The organism is Aquamicrobium segne, from assembly GCF_042656785.1.
Lineage (GTDB): Bacteria > Pseudomonadota > Alphaproteobacteria > Rhizobiales > Rhizobiaceae > Mesorhizobium > Mesorhizobium segne.
This window is the reverse complement of the sequence record NZ_JBHSLL010000043.1, coordinates 22,169-40,118: the sequence shown is the minus strand read 5'-3', so window position 1 is coordinate 40,118 and position 17,950 is coordinate 22,169. Positions and strand designations below refer to the sequence as shown.

Here is a 17,950-nt window from a genome sequence, read left to right as displayed (position 1 = left end):
CCTGCTCTGGTAAGCAGTGAATCAGAATAGGCCCGCCTTGGGAATCCAATTAATGGGTATGTGACCTAGAGAATTTTGCAGCCAGATAGCACCATCTGGCGTCGCAACAATGCGGCTAATAAAGAAGCTGAAGCAGCGGAAGCTGCGTTCGTCAGAACGCCCGTTGCTCTAAGGTCTGCCTGACTTCTGCCGCGTTCGGCTCCCATATCGCTTGCAATTCCTTGCGATTCGAGCGCTGACCAACCGGAGCCCGTCATGATTTTTGCCCAAAACCGGTTCTTTGTTTTGTTGTTGGGGCTGTTTGGGCTGTTCGGCGTTCTGTCGGCACATGCCGATACGCCATCAGGAAATGAGGCAAAGATCGCTCATTTTACGCTGGAAAATGGCATGGAGGTGGTTGTCATTCCCGATCACCGCGCTCCCATTGTCACCCACATGGTGTGGTACAAGGTAGGCAGTGCCGATGAGCCGCCCGGAAAGTCCGGGATTGCCCATTTTTTTGAACATTTGATGTTTAAAGGCACCACCAATCATCAAGCCGGTGAATTTGATCGGGCCATTTCTGAAATTGGCGGCAATAACAACGCTTTCACCTCCTATGATTACACCGCCTATTTTGAAACGGTGCCAGCAGATGCGCTGGAAACCATGATGGCGTTTGAAGCAGACCGGATGCGCAATCTGGTGCTTGATGATGAGGTGATCACAACCGAACGTGATGTGGTTTTGGAAGAGCGCCGCTCACGCATCGATAATGATCCGGGCGCACTTTTGAATGAAGAAGTCAACGCCACGCTCTGGCAAAACCAGCCTTACCGTATTCCGGTCATCGGCTGGATGCAGGAAATGGAGCAATTAAACCGCACCGATGCGCAAGACTTTTATGATCGCTATTACACGCCCAATAATGCCATTCTGGTTGTAGCAGGCGATGTTGACGAGAAGAGCGTCAAGGAAATGGCAGAAAAAACCTATGGCAAAATTGCCCGTGGGCCTGATCTGCCACCACGCAAGCGCCCGGTCGAGCCGGAACAAAACACCCGCCGCAGTGTGACCTTGCGCGATGCGCGGGTCAGTGTACCCGGTTTTTCGGTGCAATGGGTGGTGCCCTCTTACAATACGGCAAAGCCGGGAGAAGCCGAAGCGCTGGATCTGTTGGCCGAAATCCTTGGTGGCGGGGTGCGCAGCCGATTGTATCAGGAACTGGTGGTTGGCAAGCAAATTGCCGTTGGCACGGGCGCTTCCTATAGTGGCACCATGCTCGATGACACGAGTTTTACCGTCTATGGCGCACCGGTCGGGCAAACCCCTCTGGACGAGGTCGAAAAATCCGTAGCTGCCGAAATTGCCCGTATTGTCGATGAGGGTGTTTCTTCAGATGAACTTGAAAAGGCCAAAAAACGCTTTATTCGCGCCACCATCTTTGCGCGGGACCGGCAATCGGCCATGGCCAATATTTTCGGCAGCACGCTGGCAACCGGTGGTTCGGTGGACGATATCGCCAAATGGCCGGAGCACATTTCAGCGGTAACGCCTGAGCAGGTCAAACAGGTCGCAGCCCGCTATCTGGTTCCGTCGCGCGCCACCATTGGCTATCTTCTGCCGCAGCCGGAAAGCGGGAACTGAAACATGTATTTTTCTCCCTTCCCATTACGTCATGCTGTTTTGCATATCAGCGCAGTTCTGGCCTTTCTGTTGATCCTTGTCCTGCCATCACAGGCTGAAATAAACATTCAGGAAGTCCATTCACAAAATGGCATAAATGCCTGGCTTGTCGAGAATTATACGGTTCCGATTGTTACGCTTCGCTTTGCCTTTGAAGGCGGCAGCTCTCAGGATTTGGAAGGCAAGGAAGGCCTTGCCAATCTGATGAGCGGGCTTTTCGATGAGGGTGCAGGCGATCTTGACAGTGACGCTTTTCAGGAAAGACTGGATGATGTGGGCGCTGAAATGCGTTTTTCCAGTTCGCATGACGCCATCTATGGCTCCATGCGTGTGCTGGCCGACGACAGGCAGGCTGCATTCGATCTGCTGCGCCTTGCGCTTTTAGAGCCACGCTTTGATGAGCTGCCCATCAACAGGATACGCAACCAGATCATTACCGGCATTGAAGCATCCGAGCGCGACCCGCAAGCACAGGCGCAAAAGCAATGGCTGCAAGCACTTTATGGCAGCCATCCTTATGCGCGCCCTGAAGAGGGCACACAGCAAAGCCTTGCGACCATTACGGCAGATGATCTGCGCCGCTTTCACAAAACACAATTTGCCCGTGGCAATCTGCATGTTGCCGTCGTGGGGGCCATCGATGCCCAGACACTTGCAGATGAACTCGACCGCCTGTTTGGCGATCTGCCAGCCGAACCGGAATTGCTGCCTGTACCACGGGCCGAGTTGAAATTCGGACAGGAAATTGCCGTTTCTTATGATCTTCCCCAGACGACAATTGCCATGGCATTTCCCGGTATTGCGCGCACCGATCCTGATTTTTATGCAGCAGTATTGATGAATGAAATTCTGGGCGGAGGAACTTTTACTTCGCAGCTTTTCAAGCAAGTGCGCGAAAAGCGCGGCCTGGCCTATTCGATCGGCTCACGCCTTTCCAACCGTCGCCATGCCGCAACACTGGGAATAAGCACGGCGACCCGCTCGGACAGAGCTGACGAAACGGTTCAGGTCATACAAGATGTGGTAAAACAGATGGCAATAAATGGCCCGGATGAAGCCGCGCTGGAGGCGGCGCGCAAATATTTAATTGGGGCCTATGCCATCAACAATCTCAATTCATCAGGGGCAGTGGCGGCAACACTTTTAGAATTGCAGCTTGCTGACCTTGGCAAGGATTATATATCGCACCGTCCGGCGTTGCTCGAGGCGGTTACCGTTGAGGATGTCCGGCAAGTAGCGGCGCGCCTCTTGAATACAGCGCCCTCCATATTGCGTGTCGGGCCGCAAGCACAGGGGATTGTTGTGCCATGAACCAAAGTTTTGGCATTGCCTTTGGCGGCGGCGGGGCGCGTGGCCTTGCCCATATTCATGTGGTGGAAGCCTTTGATGAACTGGGCATCAAGCCAAAAACCATTGCCGGTTCTTCCATTGGCGCCATCATCGGCGCGGCCATAGCTTCTGGCATGAGCGGTCGTGATATTCGCGATTATGCCTATTCAGTACTTGCCGACCGTTCCGAGGTTGCCAGCCGCATCTGGCAATCGCGCCCGCAAAACCTTGCCGATCTTTTGAAAAACGGCCTGCATATCAGCCAGTTCAATATTGAGCGCGCCCTCAAGGCATTTTTACCGGAAGATATTCCGCAAACATTTGCGGAATTGAAAATCCCTCTCAAGATAACGGCCACCGACTATTACGGCTATGGGCTTGCCGTGCTGGAGGAGGGCGATCTTATATCGGCGATTGGTGCATCAGCCGCCCTTCCTGCCGTTTTCAAGCCTGTCATGCGCGATGGTGTGATGCTCATTGATGGTGGCATCTACAATCCGGTTCCCTTTGATCTGATTGAAGATGAGGCCGATATTGTCATTGCGGTGGATGTGATTGGCGGACCTTTGACAAATGGCGAGCGTGAGCCTTCGTCCATCGATCTGATGTTTGGCGCAACACAATTGATGATGCAGTCCATTCTTGAAAACAAGCTGATGCGGTCGCAACCTCATATTCTGATCCGGCCACCGGTTTCAAAATTCCGGGTGCTGGATTTTTTAAACATCGATACGATTTTAACGCAAACGGCTAATGTAAAGGATGAGGTCAAGCGCAAAATCGATGTGCTGCTTCGGTAAGTGCACCGCATGGACGGTGCTTTCGCCTGCCTGCCGCCATTGCGAAAACAAGACGGCAACAATAGATGACAAAGTGCCGGCCGATCTTTTTTGCCTTCACAGGACGCGGATATGACCAACATGATTGATACAGCAAAGCTTTCCGACCGCGTTTCGGCACTGGTTGAGGCTGCCCGAAAAGCAGGCGCCGATGCAGCCGACGCCGTGGCTGTTATTGGCCGCTCCGCCAGTGTTTCGGTTCGGCTTGGCAAGGTGGAAGGCACACAATCTTCTGAAAGTGAAGATGTTTCGCTGCGCGTTTTTATTGGCAAGCGCGTCGCCAGCGTATCGGCAACAGCTGCTTCTGAGCCAGCCATATTGGCCGAGCGTGCAGTGGCCATGGCAAAAGCCTCGCCGGAAGACCCCTGTCAGGGGCTTGCCGATGCACAGCTTCTGGTGCGTGAGCCGCTTGATCTGGACCTGTTTGATACAATGGAGGTTTCTGCCGACCGGCTCAAACAGGATGCACTGGCCGCTGAAGAGGCTGCACTGGCGGTAAAAGGCGTCAGCAATTCAGCAGGCAGCAGCGCAAGTGCCGGTGTTGGTGGACTTGTGCTTGCCACCTCTGCCGGTTTTATGGGCCATTATGCGGCGACCCGCTTTTCCCGCTCGACCAGTGCGATTGCCGGTGAAGGCACTGGCATGGAGCGCGATCATGACTATTCCTCACAGCCGCATTTTGCTGATCTGGAAACGCCTGAAAAGATCGGACGCATGGCTGGTGAAAGAGCCGTTCGCCGGTTGGGCGCGCGCAAGGCCGCCACCGGTCCGGTCACGGTCATTTACGATCCACGTGTGGCGCGTGGAATTGCCGGTCATCTGGCCGGTGCAATCAATGGCGCTTCAGTGGCCCGCAAGACCAGTTTCTTGCGCGATATGATGGGTCGTCAAATTGCCAATGCCCGCATTAGCGTGACTGACGATCCGCTGCGCCGACGCGGGCAGGCTTCCCGCCCGTTCGATGGTGAAGGAGTTGCTGGTGAAAGACTGGTGATGGTCGATCAGGGCATATTGAACCACTGGCTGCTCTCGACCTCAGCAGCTTTTGAGCTTGGATTGGTCACCAATGGGCGCGGTGCGCGTCAGGGGTCTTCAGTTTCCCCTTCCTCCACCAATTTTGCCATTGAAGCAGGAACTGCCGCACCGCAGGAATTGATCTCAAGTTTGAAATCCGGCTTTTATGTCACCGAAGTCTTTGGACAAGGTGTCAATATGGTGACGGGCGAATATAGCCGGGGCGCATCGGGTTTCTGGATCGAGAATGGCGAACTTGCCTATCCGGTAGCGGAGGTAACCATTGCCTCCAATCTGAAGGACATGTTCATGAACATGACCCCGGCCGATGATCTGGACCGCAATTTCGGGACGGCGGCTCCCACCTTGCTGATTGAAGGAATGACCCTTGCCGGAAACTGATGTCAAAGCCCTGCCGTCTCCGGAAGAAGATCTGGCGCTTCTGCTGGATGCAGCGCAGGAAGCAGGGCGCATTGCGCTGAGCTATTTCGGCAAGGAGCCGCAAGTCTGGATAAAGGAAGGAAACTCACCAGTCAGTGAGGCAGATTATGCAGCCGACCGTTATTTACGGGAGGTGCTGTTGCAGGCCCGTCCGAATTATGGCTGGCTTTCGGAAGAAACGACCGATGATCTGGAGCGGCTTGCAGCGCCGAGAACATTTGTTGTCGACCCGATAGATGGCACCCGCGCCTTCATTGCCGGCAATCCGGTCTGGTGTGTCAGCGTGGCCGTGGTCGAAGAGGGCAGGTCGCTGGCCGGTGTGCTTGATTGTCCCGCCAGCAGGGAAGTGTACCGGGCATGTCGCGGGGGCGGCTCCTTTCTGGGCAACAGGCAATTGAAAGTCGAAGCGGCCAGTTCACAGCCTGTGATTGCCGGCCCCAAACCCTTGCTTGAGATGATTGATGCCGATTTGCAAAAAACCATGCGGCATGTGAATTATGTGCCTTCGCTGGCCTATCGTCTGGCCATGATTGCCGATGGGCGCATTGACGCCAGTTTCATCAAGACCAACTCTCATGACTGGGACCTTGCCGCCGCCGCGCTGATTCTTGAGGAGGCAGGCGGTATCTTGCTTGATGCAGAAGGAAATGCGCCGCATTTCGCCACCAAGAAAATCCGCCACGGAGAGCTTGTGGCGGGAAGTGGTGTTTTATTGAAAAAACTCTTTCCTGTTATTGCAGGCTCCAATAGCGCTGCGGAGAACATTCCAGTTTAACCACCAGTGCAGGTTTCAAAACCTGCCAGCTTGGACTAAACCGGATGCGGTGATTTTTATTTTGCGCATGTCTTTATCCTGAAGCGGGTTCTTCTCTTCAGGAGACAAGCTTTAGAGGGTAAATATGAGCAGCGGTGAAACTAAGCAGCTTCTGCATCTGGTGTTGGGTGGCGAACTGAAAGATCTTGATGATCATCAGTTCCGCGATCTGGACGCTCTCGATATTGTCGGTATCTATCCCAATTACAAAACTGCCTATGCGGCCTGGAAGGCGAAAGCTCAAGCCAGTGTCGACAATGCGCATATGCGCTATTTCGTCGTGCATCTACACCGGCTGTTTGAGCCGCAAGACGAGGCAGGCAGCTAAGCATGAAGCGGCAAGCCGCATCGGAACGGGCGGGGCAACCTGCCTCTGGCGGTCCAGGGCCCAAAATGTCCAAGCAACTGTGGCGGCGCATACGCAAGCCATTGGCGCAATCGCGTTTTGTAAAATCTGTTGTGGCAAGTGTGCTGGCTCAGGCGCTGCGCTTTATCCGGCTGACCAACCCGCTCACCAAAGGATCGACCGCCATTGCCGGTGGTGAATACGCACATCTTGAACCGGGCATCATAGCCTTGTGGCATGGTCAGCACCTGATGGCTCCGGTGTTTTATCCCAGGGGCCGACCGCTTGTCGCCATGGTGTCACGCAGTGCCGATGCCGAACTCAACGCGCTGGTTCTGGAAAAATTCAATATTCAGACGGTGCGTGGATCGGGCGGACGCGAAAATGCGCGCCATCTCGACAAAGGCGGCGCCAAAGCGCTGATTGCCCTCAAAAAGTCGCTGGCTGCTGACAAGAATGCAGCCATGATTGCAGATATTCCACATGGAACGCCGCGTGATGCCGGGCTTGGCATCGTTCTTCTGGCCCGGCTTTCCGGTCGCCCGATCCTGCCCACCGCCATTGCCACCAGCCGACACAAGGTGCTGGAAAAAAGCTGGGACAAGACAACCATCAATCTGCCTTTTGGCCGATCATCCATTGTGGTGGGAGAGCCTGTTTTTGTGCCACAGGATGCCGATGATGCTCAAATGGAATTGAAGCGGCAGGAACTGACACATTCCTTGAATATGGCGACAGCACAGGCCTACAGACTGGTGGATGCACGATCATGAGTGTGCGCTCTGCCCGCGCTTTGCTGGGCCTTTATCGCTATTGTGGTGCCGCAGCCTATCCGCTGATGGGGCCTTATGTGGCCTGGCGGGTTTCCAAGGGCAAGGAAGACAAGGCCCGCATCCGCGAGCGTTATGGATTTGCCAGCCAGCAGCGCCCGGATGGACCGCTGATCTGGGTCCATGCCGCCAGTGTCGGCGAAGCCATTGCCGTTATTCCCATGGTGCAACTCATTTTGGCCTATGGGGTCAGCATTGTCTTGACGACCGGCACAGTCACATCCGCCAGGCTGGTAGAGGAAAGACTGGGTGACAGTGTCATTCACCAATATGTCCCGCTCGATCTGAAACCGGCCATCAGCCGTTTTCTTGAATACTGGAAACCCGATCTTGCCATTATTGCGGAATCTGAAATCTGGCCGATGACCATTCTTGAACTCGGTTCGCGCAATGTGCCGCAGGTTCTGGTCAATGGGCGCATGTCCGACCGCTCTTTTGCCTCATGGAAGAAGCGTCCCAATCTTGCCGAGGCGCTGTTTGAAAACATGGCCCATGTTGTGGCCCAGTCCGAAACCGATGGTGAGCGTTTTCGCGCTTTGGGTGCGCGCCCTGTGACCGTTTCGGGCAATCTGAAGGTCGACACACTACCACCGCCGGTCGATGAGGCAGCCCTGAGCGCGCTGAAGCGGCAAATCGGCCAGCGTCCGACATGGGCAGCCATCTCCACCCATGAGGGAGAAGAAAAAATGGCGGCAGAAATTCATGCTGCTTTGCGCAAACGTCATCCGGGGCTTCTCACCCTTGTCGTGCCGCGCCATCCGGCGCGCGCTGATGAACTGGCGGCGCAGATGACCTCCATGGGGCTTGGGCTGGTGCGCCGCAGTTCGGGTGAGCCGGTGCGTGCTGATACCGACATCTTGCTGGGCGATACGATTGGCGAAATGGGCCTTTATCTGCGCCTGACCGAAATTGCTTTTGTCGGCCGCTCATTAAGCGCGACCGGTGGACAAAATCCGCTTGAACCGGCCATGCTCGATACAGCCGTGCTGGCAGGCCAGAATGTCCAGAACTTTCGTGATGCGTATCAAAGCCTGCTCAAGCGGGGAGGGGCAAAGCTGGTGCAAGACCGCAACATGCTGGCCGGGGCGGTCAATTATCTGCTTTTGAACGAGAATGTACGACGCAACATGATGGCCGCAGCTTCGGCCACCGTACAGGATATGCGTGGCGCATTGTCAGCCACCATGAAAGCGCTTGAACCCTTCATCCAGCCACTGGTGGTGCAGGCGGGCTTGCGCCGGGCGGGCAAGAACTGAAATGGCCAGTGAAGCACCACCCTTCTGGTGGGAAAAGCCGGACTGGCGCAGCTTTGTCCTGTCGCCTTTTTCAGCCATTTATGCGGCTGTGGCTGGCCGCCGCCTGCACCGGGCTCCCCGCAAAAAAATACCGGTGCCGGTTTTATGCGTGGGCAATTTTACTGTCGGTGGCACCGGAAAAACACCAATAGCCATCGCGCTGGCCGGTCAAGCCCGGCAGATGGGCTTTTCTCCCGGTATTTTATCGCGCGGGCATGGCGGTGGATTTTCCGGCCCGCATATCGTTGATGTCAATCGTGACAGCGCAAAGCATGTGGGTGACGAGCCATTGCTTTTGGCCGCACATGCACCCGTTGCCGTATCGGTAAACCGTGTGGCAGGCGCTCAGCTTCTGCTTGAAGGGCAGGGGTGCGATTTTCTGATCATGGATGACGGCTTCCAAAGTGCACATCTTCATATCGACTATGCACTGATGGTGGTGGATGCCCATTTTGGTCTTGGCAATGGCCGTGTCATTCCCGGCGGTCCGCTGCGGGCAAAGGTCGTGGATCAACTGGTTTACAGCCATGCCTTGTTGCGCATGGGGAAGGGGGCCGGAGCAGATTCCGTGGTGCGTCAGGTGGCGCGTGCAGGCAAGCCGGTTTTTGATGCATGGGTGCGCCCGTATGATGCCGAAAATTTTTCCGGCAGGCGTTTTCTGGCCTTTTCCGGTATCGGCCACCCCGAAAAATTTTTTAATACGCTGGCAGAAACAGGCGCCAAGGTGGTGACGACCCAGTCCTTTCCCGATCATCATTTTTATGCGGAAGATGAACTTAACGAGCTTTTGCGACAGGCAAAGGCAGGACAGCTTGAACTGATAACGACAGCCAAGGATGCGGTGCGGCTGCGCCATGGCGCAGCCGCACCGGAATTTTTGGAAAAATTGAAGGTTCTGGAGATTGAAACCGTTTTTGATCAGCCAAATGTAACAGCCCGAATAATCAGGGAAACGGTGGAAAGCTGGAAGCGGCGGCGATTGATAAAATAAGCCGCCTTATTTTGAACGTTTGCGCAAATCCGGGTTCATATCCAGTTCACGCTCAAGAGAGACCTGAGCACTGACATATGCTTCTTGCCGTTCAACACTCCAGTATTTCAAATCATCGAGCAAAACATGTTCGCCAGTGACTGCACAGCGCACATAAGACCCGGGGATAGCAACTTCAAAGTCACCATCCAGATAGTGGATTTTGGCCTCACGGCTGCCGGGGCCTTCAAAGCGGTTCATCATCACGCATACCTGATTTAATCATTCGGTCTTCGTCGTTAAAAATGGCAAGGTCAAGACTTGCACCATTCAAATATGTCTTTACCCGGTATTTGCAGCATTCATAAGAATGCAAATTGGCAATATGCTGAAAAAAACCAGCGGATGCGCCTTTTATTTTGCACAATCATTGCGACAATACGCAACAATTGTGCCCGGAGGATTCGTTCATGGCTGCCAAGCGTTGTACCGCCAAACGTTATATCATTGCCTTTGTCGGCATTTTCTCGCTTTGCGCAAGCACAGCTTTTATTGCGCAGACACATGCGCAGGAGCGCAAGGAATCGCCGGGTCTTACCGAAGTGCTGACCGATCTGCTGCAAGGAAGCAGTAATTTCGATGCAGCAGATGATTCTGATCGCCGCACACCTTTTGGCCATGATGAGATACAGCTTTCCTTTGCACCGCTGGTCAGGCAGGCGGCACCTGCCGTGGTCAATGTCTATGCCTCCAAGACAACGCGGGCCCGCTCGCCTTTTGAGGGTGATCCGTTTTTCGAGCAGTTTTTTGGTCGGTCCATGCCGCGTTCCCAGTCTTCGCTGGGGTCCGGCGTTCTGGTTGACGAGGCTGGTTTCATTGTTACCAATTATCACGTCATCAAGGATGCGGATGAGGTCAAGGTGGCCATGTCCGATGGCCGTGAATTTTCCAGCAAGGTGCTTTTGAAAGATGAAACGCTTGATCTGGCAGTGATCAAGATTGAGGCTGACAAGCCTTTTCCTGCCCTTGCCATTGGTGATTCCGACGCATTGCAGGTGGGAGATCTGGTGCTTGCCATCGGCAACCCGTTCGGGGTTGGACAGACCACCACATCAGGTATTGTTTCAGCACTGGCGCGCAGCCATATCGGCATTTCCGATTCCAGCTTCTTCATCCAGACCGATGCCGCCATCAATCCCGGCAATTCCGGGGGAGGGCTGATCAATATGCGTGCGCAACTGGTGGGCGTAAATACGGCGATCTATAGCCGTAGCGGCGGCTCGATCGGCATTGGCTTTGCCATTCCGTCCAATATGGTCAATGCTTTTGTGGAAGCGGCAAAGGCCGGGCAGACATTTTTTGAGCGTCCCTATATCGGCGCGACATTCGATGTCGTCACGCCGCAGATTGCAGAATCGCTTGGCATGGAAACACCCTCCGGAGCGCTGGTTTCAGCAGTGGAAAGTGGCGGCCCCTCCGAGGCTGCGGGCTTAAGGCCGGGTGATGTCATTTTACGTTTCAACAATACGATCATTGAAGGGGTGGATGCTCTTGGCTACCGGCTGGCAACACAGCCGATCGGGACACAGGCTGAACTTCTGGTGCTGAGCAAGGGCAAAGAAAAGAAGGTTGATATTGCCCTTGTGCGCGCCCCTGAAGGCGCTTCGGTGCAGCAGGTGCAATTGCGTGGCCGCAGCCCGTTTGCAGGTGCTAAAATAGCGGAATTGTCACCGCGTCTGGCCCAACGCCTTGGAATAGGTTCTGACATCAAGGGCGTCGTCGTGGTAGAGGTGGAGCGCAATTCACCTGCTGGCGGGTTCGGCTTGCGAGCAGGCGACATTGTGCGCGAAGTCAATGGTCAGACAATGGACACAACCCGCAAACTTGTCGACGCATCACAGCAAAATGCACGCTGGTGGCGCTTTACACTGGAGCGTGACGGCCAGTTAATGCGCCAGGTTCTGCGCTACTGAGACCGACAGGACATGGGTGATCTTTTTAACACCGGAAAACCGGAAGCGGCACCGATCGGGCAGCCGCTTGCAGACCGCTTGCGGCCCAAAAGCCTGTCACAGGTGGTCGGGCAAGAGCATCTGACCGGATCGGAGGGCGCCCTGACGCGCATGATCCGGTCCGGTTCGCTCGGTTCCATGATTTTCTGGGGGCCGCCGGGAACCGGCAAGACCACGGTGGCGCGCCTGCTTGCCGGTGAGACAAGTCTGGCGTTTGAACAGATTTCAGCAATTTTTACCGGCGTTGCCGATCTGAAAAAAGTCTTTGAGGCAGCCCGTCTGCGCCGCACCAATGGTCGCCAGACCTTGTTATTCGTAGACGAAATTCATCGCTTCAACCGCGCCCAGCAGGATGGCTTTTTGCCTGTCATGGAAGACGGAACCGTCATTCTGGTTGGGGCGACGACCGAAAATCCGTCTTTTGAACTCAATGCGGCACTGCTATCGCGCGCCCGCGTCCTGACCTTTCATTCGCTTGATGAAGACAGCATTGCCAAATTGCTGGTGCGCGCCGAGGAGGAAGAGGGCAGGCCCCTGCCGCTTGATGAGGATGCCAGAGCCGCCCTGATCCGCATGGCTGATGGCGATGGGCGCGCTTCGCTGACCCTTTGCGAGGAAATCTGGCGGGCTGCTGCTCCAGACGAGGTGTTTGATGCTGCCGGACTGCTTGATGTGGTGCAGCGTCGGGCGCCGATCTATGACAAGGGGCAGGACGGTCATTACAATCTGATTTCAGCACTGCATAAATCCGTGCGCGGCTCTGATCCTGATGCGGCACTGTATTATCTGGCGCGGATGTTCGATGCCGGTGAAGACCCGCTTTATCTTGGCCGTCGGCTGGTGCGTATGGCGATTGAAGATATCGGTCTTGCCGATCCACAAGCGCTTGTTGTCGCCAATGCGGCCAAGGACGCTTATGATTATCTTGGCTCGCCGGAAGGCGAACTGGCTTTTGCGCAGGCTTGTGTCTATCTGGCCACTGCGCCCAAATCAAATGCTGTCTATTCAGCTTTCAAAGGGGCGATGCGGAGTGCAAAGGAGCATGGCTCACTCTTGCCACCCAAGCATATTTTGAATGCGCCGACCAAGCTGATGAAAGAGGAAAATTACGGCGCTGGCTATCGCTATGATCATGACGAGCCGGATGCTTTTTCAGGGCAGGACTATTTTCCGGAAAAAATGGGTCGGCAGCGATTTTATGACCCGCCTGAACGTGGTTTTGAGCGTGAAATCCGAAAACGCCTTGAATATTGGGCAAAGCTGCGCAAGGAACGCGGCTGATATAAGGCCTGTGGCCTCGCAATGGCGGGCGCTTGATGCTATCTGACAGGCAAGATTGACGGATAGGCTCATGGCAGGCGTAGAACAGATCAAGGTTGAGGCCGGTGAGGCCGGAATGCGGCTCGACCGCTGGTTCAAGGCACATTATCCGGGCCTTGGCTTCGGCCATTTGCAAAAACTGCTGCGTTCGGGGCAGGTGCGGGTTAATGGCGGACGCGCCAAGGCGGATATGCGGGTTGATCCGGGTTTTATCATTCGCATCCCGCCACTGGATGTCGATCGCAAGACCAGCGATCAGATGACGGGGCATTCAATCCGCAATCAGGACGACGGTGATGTGCTGTCGCGCATGATGCTGCATGAAGACCCAAAGGTTTATGTCTTCAACAAACCGGCCGGACTGGCAGTGCAGGGCGGGTCAGGTGTCACCCGCAATGTTGATGATATGCTGGAGGCGCTGCGCAATAAAAAGGGTGAAAAACCTCGACTTGTGCACCGGCTTGACCGCGATACATCGGGTGTTTTGGTGGTGGCGCGCACCAGGCTGGCAGCCATGAAACTGTCAGAATCCTTTCGCACCCGCGAGACGAAGAAAACCTATTGGGCGCTGGTCAAGGGCATGCCGCCCAAGCGTGAAGACAAGATTTCTACCTGGCTGATAAAGGACCAGACCCCGGATGGCGACCGGATGCGGGTCGCCAGACATGGTGAAAAGGGGGCTGATCACGCTGTTTCCTTCTACCGTGTGCTGGAACAGGCTGCGCAATCTCTATGCTGGCTGGAGATGGAGCCTTATACCGGGCGTACCCATCAATTGCGTGTTCATGCAGCCCATATTGGTTGTCCGATCATCGGGGACCCGAAATATTTTGAAGCCGATAGCAATTGGGATTTTCCGGGTGGAATGCAAAACCGGCTGCATCTGCATTCTCGCCGCATTGTCATTCCGCATCCTGACGGCGGCCGGATCGATGTGAAAGCGCCCATGCCGCCTCATATGCGCCAGAGCTGGAATCTGCTTGGCTTTGATGAGCAGGGCGCTGACGATGATGTTTATTAAACCAGTGTCGGGGGAATTCGACATGCGTGACAGGCTCAAAGATAATGAAGATGGCATAGCATTGTCAGACCCCGATCCGACCCGACGTGCGCAAATCCAGATGCGCACACCCTTGCCGAGGCGTTTTTACAAGATCGCCAGTGCCATTGCTGACGAGGGTCATTTTACCGTTCAGCTTGATGGCAAGCCGGTGCGCACGCCCGGACGCAATGTGCTGGCGCTGCCGTCGCTGGCTGCTGCACAATTGATTGCTGATGAATTTGCAGCACAGGTCGAGATCATTGATCCTGTCACCATGCCAATCCTTCGTCTGGTCAATACGGCCATTGATGGGGTGGCAAGTGATCCTCAAGCCGTTCTGGAAGATATTTTGCGGTTTTGCACATCCGATATGCTGTGTTACCGCGCGGATGGTCCTCAGGCGCTTGTCGAGCGTCAGAATGCACATTGGGACCGGATTCTGGACTGGGCGCAATCAACCATCGGTGCGCGCCTGAATCTTGCTGAAGGCATTATGCATGTCGAGCAACCACGTGAATCCATTGCAGTTTTAGGAGCCTGGCTGGCGCGTCGACATGATGCTTTTCGGCTGGCATGCCTGCATCTGATGACATCGCTGACCGGATCGGCTCTGCTGGCGCTGGCGGTTGAAGCCCAAGAGCTTGATGCAGATGAAGCCTGGCTGGCGGCCCATATTGATGAGGATTGGCAAATCGAGCACTGGGGGCAGGACGCTGAAGCTGTGGCCCGGCGCGCGCTTCGTCATCGTGATTTTATCGCAGCAGTCAATTTGCTGAAGGCTCTGTAAGGAAAGGCCTATCTCAAAGTCGCATAAGATAGATTATGGAACTTTTTTGTTTTGTTATCATATCCAGCTAGACAAATAACTAGCCAGATATGATTGGAAATTCAAAAACAAGGCCGTCATAGGCTGGCTGAACGTGATCCGGAACTTGTCCCAGCACAGTCTCGTAATCGAGCGGAATGTGCATATGGGTCAGAACCGCGTTATGCGGTTGCAGGCGCTCAATCCACTCCAGCGCTTCACCAAATGAAAAATGGCTGGGATGCTGGCGGTATTGCAAAGCATCGATAACCAGCAAATCAAGCCCATGCAGCCTTGCAACCGTACTTTCGGGAAACGTGCTGACATCGGGACAATAAGCGATCGCATCGACACGAAATCCAAGTGACGTGATATCACCATGCCGCTGCGGCAATGGCTCAAAATGCAGCATACCGCCTTCACCTTCAATGCTTATTGCCCGATCATGGTCGATCTTGCGTGCCCACAGGATCGGTGGATAGGAACTGCCGGACGGCGTTGTAAAGCAATAGCCAAAGGCTTCACGCAGGCGCGTCATGGTGAAATCATCGGCATAAATGTCAATCAGACGCTTCTGTTCCAGCACATAGCCGCGCAGATCATCGATGCCGTGAATATGGTCGGCATGAGGATGGGTGTAGAGCACAGCATCAATGCGTTTTACACCGGCCATCAGCATTTGCGAGCGAAAATCCGGGCCGGTATCAATCACCACCGTGGTGCGGCGGCCATCAGGCTTGATACGCTCAAAAAGGGCCGATGCCCGCATGCGCCGATTTTTTGGATTGGCGGGATCACATGCACCCCAGTCACCCGTAATCCGTGGTACGCCCGGCGACGATCCACAGCCAAGTATGGTGAAGCGCAGCCGGTCACTCACGCCTTGTCCACCACTTGATCAGGGGCTTTCATCTTGTTGAAAAGACGAAAGAAATTATCGGTTGTCAGCTTTGCAATTTCCTGGGTGTCAACACCGATTACATCGGCAAGAGCAGATGCTGTATGAGCAACAAAGGCAGGCTCATTTCGCTTGCCGCGATATGGAACGGGGCTGAGAAAAGGCGCATCCGTTTCCACCAACAGGCGATCATGCGAGACTATCGCAGCTATGTCGCGAATATTTTGGGAATTGCGAAATGTCAGGATTCCTGAAAAAGAAATATATCCACCAAGCGCCACGCCGGTTTCGGCCAGTCGCCTGCCCGATGAAAAGCAATGCAGGATGAAGGGAAATCCCCCCTTCCCCATTTCTTCCCTTAAAATGGCTTCTATATCATCATCAGCCGAGCGCGCATGGATGACCAGCGGCAGACCGGTTTCACGCGCTGCCGCAATCTGGATACGGAAGCTTTTTGCCTGTATTTCAGGCGAGGCGTAGTCATAATGATAGTCAAGCCCGGCCTCGCCGATCGCCACGACTTTGGGATGCCGGGAAAGCTGTATCAGTTCCTCAACAGTCACATCCTGCTCCTCAGCCGCATTATTTGGATGCGTACCGACCGAGCAGTAAACCTCATCATAGGTTTCGGCAATTTCGCGAATCTGGTCGAATTTTCGCACACGCGTGCAAATCGTCACCATGCGCCCTATCCCGGCTTCGCGGGCACGCGAAACAATAGCGTCCCGTTCTTCGGAAAAATCCGGAAAATCCAGATGGCAATGGCTGTCAACCAGCATCACGCAGCCTGCTCGGGTTCGACATAACGCGGAAACACCGGCAGCGGCGGCGGCAAGGGCGAGCCCGCCACCAATGCGTCCAGCGTATCAACTCTATCAAAACCGCGCTCATCTTCACCCAACGCCAGCAGATCAAGCAGTTTTGCAGCCGAAACGGGAATGAATGGCTGGCATAAAATACCAACGCGGCGAATGATTTCAGCAGTCGTCCACAAAACCGTTTCCATGCGGGCCGGATCGGTTTTCTTCAGCGCCCATGGCTCCTGCCCGGCAAAATAGCGGTTGGCTTCCGCCACCACCCCAAAAATTGCCGCCAGCGCCTGATGAATAGCCTGTTCCGCCATCGCCTTGCGTGCCATGGCCAGCGCATCCGCCGCCTGTGCCAGAATGGCCTGGTCAGCCTTGGCCAATTCACCGCGCACTGGCACCACACCAGCACAATTCTTGGCGATCATCGACAGTGAACGCTGCGCCAGATTGCCAAGGTCATTGGCCAGATCCGCATTGGTGCGGTTGACAATCGCTTCATGGCTGTAGCTGCCATCCTGACCGAAAGGCACTTCACGCAGGAAGAAATAGCGCACCTGATCAAGCCCGTAATGCTCAACCATGGTGAACGGGTCGATCACATTGCCGAGTGATTTTGACATTTTCTCGCCGCGATTGAACAAAAAGCCGTGACCAAATACGCGCCCGGGCAGTTCAATGCCCGCCGACATCAAGAAGGCCGGCCAGTAAATGGCGTGAAAGCGCACAATATCCTTGCCGATAATATGTGCAGCAGCAGGCCAGAATTGCCATTTTTCATCATTCTCATCGGGATAGCCAAGCGCGGTGAGATAATTGGTGAGCGCATCCACCCACACATACATCACATGCTTTTCATCACCCGGCACAGGCACACCCCAGTCAAAGGTGGTGCGTGAAATGGAAAGGTCTTTCAGGCCCGAGCGCACAAAATTTACCACTTCATTGCGGCGCTCGGCAGGGCCGATAAAGTCCGGCTGGCCTTCATAAAGCGCCAGCAACCTGTCCTGATAGGCAGACAGCCGGAAAAAATAGCTTTCCTCCTCCACCCATTCAACCGGCGTGCCTTGCGGGCCATAGCGCACACCATCGTCACGCAATTCAGTCTCTTCCTCGCCGTAATAGGCTTCATCGCGCACGGAGTACCAGCCGGCATAGCCGCCCTTGTAGATATCGCCATTAGCGGCCATTGCTTTCCAGATTGCCTGTGATGCCTTGTAATGCCGTTCTTCCGTGGTGCGGATAAAATCATCATTGGAAGCATTGAGCGCTGAAGCCATACGACGAAATTCATCGGCATTGCGTTCCGCCAGTTCGCGAACCGGAATGCCTTCATTGCGCGCCGTTTGCAGCATCTTGACGCCATGTTCATCCGTGCCGGTCAGGAAAAACACCTGTTTGCCGTCACAGCGCTGGAAACGCGCCAATGCGTCCGTTGCGATCAGCTCATAAGCATGGCCGATATGCGGCTTGCCGTTCGGATAGGAAATGGCGGTGGTGATATAAAAATTATCGCGCGACATG

General features: G+C 54.8%; 17 protein-coding genes. 13 read left to right on the top strand and 4 right to left on the bottom strand.

All coding sequences use genetic code 11. The features are described from left to right. Positions 1–255 precede the first annotated feature (255 nt). The 9 genes from ACFPLB_RS12540 to lpxK all read left to right on the top strand — a co-directional run bounded on the left by ACFPLB_RS12540 (position 256) and on the right by lpxK (position 9,564). Positions 256–1,626: a M16 family metallopeptidase gene (locus ACFPLB_RS12540; RefSeq protein WP_378230113.1), complete on the top strand. Its 1,371-nt coding sequence runs from the start codon at positions 256–258 to the stop codon at positions 1,624–1,626. A 3-nt stretch (positions 1,627–1,629) separates the two neighbouring features. After that, the gene (locus ACFPLB_RS12535) at positions 1,630–2,976 is read left to right on the top strand and encodes a M16 family metallopeptidase (protein ID WP_378230111.1); all 1,347 of its coding nucleotides are present in this window, start codon (positions 1,630–1,632) and stop codon (positions 2,974–2,976) included. Further along, positions 2,973–3,794, top strand: coding sequence for a patatin-like phospholipase family protein (locus ACFPLB_RS12530; RefSeq protein ID WP_378230109.1), 822 nt, complete (start codon positions 2,973–2,975; stop codon positions 3,792–3,794). The genes ACFPLB_RS12535 and ACFPLB_RS12530 overlap by 4 nt, the downstream gene beginning before the upstream one ends. Before the next feature lie 111 nt (positions 3,795–3,905). Continuing rightward, complete coding sequence (locus tag ACFPLB_RS12525) at positions 3,906–5,249, top strand: TldD/PmbA family protein (RefSeq protein WP_378230107.1); 1,344 nt, start codon at positions 3,906–3,908, stop codon at positions 5,247–5,249. After that, positions 5,236–6,063, top strand: a complete 828-nt coding sequence (locus ACFPLB_RS12520; protein WP_378230105.1) for a 3'(2'),5'-bisphosphate nucleotidase CysQ — start codon at positions 5,236–5,238, stop codon at positions 6,061–6,063. The genes ACFPLB_RS12525 and ACFPLB_RS12520 overlap by 14 nt, the downstream gene beginning before the upstream one ends. Before the next feature lie 124 nt (positions 6,064–6,187). Beyond that, positions 6,188–6,430, top strand: a complete 243-nt coding sequence (locus tag ACFPLB_RS12515) for a DUF4170 domain-containing protein (RefSeq protein WP_378230103.1) — start codon at positions 6,188–6,190, stop codon at positions 6,428–6,430. Between the two features lie 65 nt (positions 6,431–6,495). Continuing rightward, a complete protein-coding gene (locus ACFPLB_RS12510; RefSeq protein WP_378230101.1) occupies positions 6,496–7,221 on the top strand; it encodes a lysophospholipid acyltransferase family protein in 726 nt (241 codons plus the stop codon). Beyond that, on the top strand, positions 7,218–8,534 hold the full coding sequence (gene waaA, locus ACFPLB_RS12505; protein WP_378230099.1) for a lipid IV(A) 3-deoxy-D-manno-octulosonic acid transferase: 1,317 nt from the start codon (positions 7,218–7,220) through the stop codon (positions 8,532–8,534). The genes ACFPLB_RS12510 and waaA overlap by 4 nt, the downstream gene beginning before the upstream one ends. Position 8,535: 1 nt before the next feature. Continuing rightward, entirely contained in the window at positions 8,536–9,564 is a 1,029-nt protein-coding gene (lpxK, locus tag ACFPLB_RS12500) for a tetraacyldisaccharide 4'-kinase (protein ID WP_378230097.1), read from the top strand. A gap of 6 nt (positions 9,565–9,570) precedes the next feature. On the opposite strand, the gene ACFPLB_RS12495 is transcribed toward lpxK, so the two are convergent. Then, positions 9,571–9,807, bottom strand: coding sequence for a DUF2093 domain-containing protein (locus tag ACFPLB_RS12495; protein WP_378230095.1), 237 nt, complete (start codon positions 9,805–9,807; stop codon positions 9,571–9,573). Positions 9,808–10,013: 206 nt separating this feature from the next. Here ACFPLB_RS12495 and ACFPLB_RS12490 point away from each other — a divergent pair, with 206 nt between their 5' ends. From ACFPLB_RS12490 to ACFPLB_RS12475, 4 genes are all read left to right on the top strand, one after another. Then, positions 10,014–11,516: a DegQ family serine endoprotease gene (locus ACFPLB_RS12490; protein ID WP_378230093.1), complete on the top strand. Its 1,503-nt coding sequence runs from the start codon at positions 10,014–10,016 to the stop codon at positions 11,514–11,516. Positions 11,517–11,528: 12 nt separating this feature from the next. Then, a complete protein-coding gene (locus ACFPLB_RS12485; protein ID WP_378230091.1) occupies positions 11,529–12,836 on the top strand; it encodes a replication-associated recombination protein A in 1,308 nt (435 codons plus the stop codon). A 70-nt stretch (positions 12,837–12,906) separates the two neighbouring features. Beyond that, positions 12,907–13,896, top strand: coding sequence for an RluA family pseudouridine synthase (locus tag ACFPLB_RS12480; protein WP_378230089.1), 990 nt, complete (start codon positions 12,907–12,909; stop codon positions 13,894–13,896). A 22-nt stretch (positions 13,897–13,918) separates the two neighbouring features. After that, a complete protein-coding gene (locus ACFPLB_RS12475) occupies positions 13,919–14,704 on the top strand; it encodes an ATP12 family chaperone protein (protein WP_378230087.1) in 786 nt (261 codons plus the stop codon). 79 nt (positions 14,705–14,783) lie between these two features. Here ACFPLB_RS12475 and ACFPLB_RS12470 read toward each other — a convergent pair whose 3' ends face one another. The 3 genes from ACFPLB_RS12470 to metG are packed head-to-tail and all read right to left on the bottom strand — an operon-like array spanning position 14,784 to position 17,949. Next, on the bottom strand, positions 14,784–15,602 hold the full coding sequence (locus ACFPLB_RS12470; protein WP_378230085.1) for an MBL fold metallo-hydrolase: 819 nt from the start codon (positions 15,600–15,602) through the stop codon (positions 14,784–14,786). Further along, positions 15,599–16,399, bottom strand: a complete 801-nt coding sequence (locus ACFPLB_RS12465; RefSeq protein WP_378230083.1) for a TatD family hydrolase — start codon at positions 16,397–16,399, stop codon at positions 15,599–15,601. The genes ACFPLB_RS12470 and ACFPLB_RS12465 overlap by 4 nt, the downstream gene beginning before the upstream one ends. Continuing rightward, positions 16,399–17,949, bottom strand: a complete 1,551-nt coding sequence (gene metG, locus ACFPLB_RS12460) for a methionine--tRNA ligase (protein ID WP_378230081.1) — start codon at positions 17,947–17,949, stop codon at positions 16,399–16,401. Before metG ends, ACFPLB_RS12465 begins: the two co-directional genes overlap by 1 nt. Position 17,950: the final 1 nt, after the last annotated feature.

What these genes read in the sequence shown, in the direction of transcription:
- ACFPLB_RS12540 (WP_378230113.1), top strand. Translation starts at nt 256, where the DNA reads ATGATTTTTGCCCAAAACCGGTTCTTTGTTTTGTTGTTGGGGCTGTTT.
- ACFPLB_RS12535 (WP_378230111.1), top strand. Translation starts at nt 1,630, where the DNA reads ATGTATTTTTCTCCCTTCCCATTACGTCATGCTGTTTTGCATATCAGC.
- ACFPLB_RS12530 (WP_378230109.1), top strand. Translation starts at nt 2,973, where the DNA reads ATGAACCAAAGTTTTGGCATTGCCTTTGGCGGCGGCGGGGCGCGTGGC.
- ACFPLB_RS12525 (WP_378230107.1), top strand. Translation starts at nt 3,906, where the DNA reads ATGACCAACATGATTGATACAGCAAAGCTTTCCGACCGCGTTTCGGCA.
- ACFPLB_RS12515 (WP_378230103.1), top strand. Translation starts at nt 6,188, where the DNA reads ATGAGCAGCGGTGAAACTAAGCAGCTTCTGCATCTGGTGTTGGGTGGC.
- ACFPLB_RS12510 (WP_378230101.1), top strand. Translation starts at nt 6,496, where the DNA reads ATGTCCAAGCAACTGTGGCGGCGCATACGCAAGCCATTGGCGCAATCG.
- waaA (WP_378230099.1), top strand. Translation starts at nt 7,218, where the DNA reads ATGAGTGTGCGCTCTGCCCGCGCTTTGCTGGGCCTTTATCGCTATTGT.
- lpxK (WP_378230097.1), top strand. Translation starts at nt 8,536, where the DNA reads ATGGCCAGTGAAGCACCACCCTTCTGGTGGGAAAAGCCGGACTGGCGC.
- ACFPLB_RS12495 (WP_378230095.1), bottom strand. Translation starts at nt 9,807, where the DNA reads ATGATGAACCGCTTTGAAGGCCCCGGCAGCCGTGAGGCCAAAATCCAC.
- ACFPLB_RS12490 (WP_378230093.1), top strand. Translation starts at nt 10,014, where the DNA reads ATGGCTGCCAAGCGTTGTACCGCCAAACGTTATATCATTGCCTTTGTC.
- ACFPLB_RS12485 (WP_378230091.1), top strand. Translation starts at nt 11,529, where the DNA reads ATGGGTGATCTTTTTAACACCGGAAAACCGGAAGCGGCACCGATCGGG.
- ACFPLB_RS12480 (WP_378230089.1), top strand. Translation starts at nt 12,907, where the DNA reads ATGGCAGGCGTAGAACAGATCAAGGTTGAGGCCGGTGAGGCCGGAATG.
- ACFPLB_RS12475 (WP_378230087.1), top strand. Translation starts at nt 13,919, where the DNA reads ATGCGTGACAGGCTCAAAGATAATGAAGATGGCATAGCATTGTCAGAC.
- ACFPLB_RS12465 (WP_378230083.1), bottom strand. Translation starts at nt 16,399, where the DNA reads ATGCTGGTTGACAGCCATTGCCATCTGGATTTTCCGGATTTTTCCGAA.
- metG (WP_378230081.1), bottom strand. Translation starts at nt 17,949, where the DNA reads ATGTCGCGCGATAATTTTTATATCACCACCGCCATTTCCTATCCGAAC.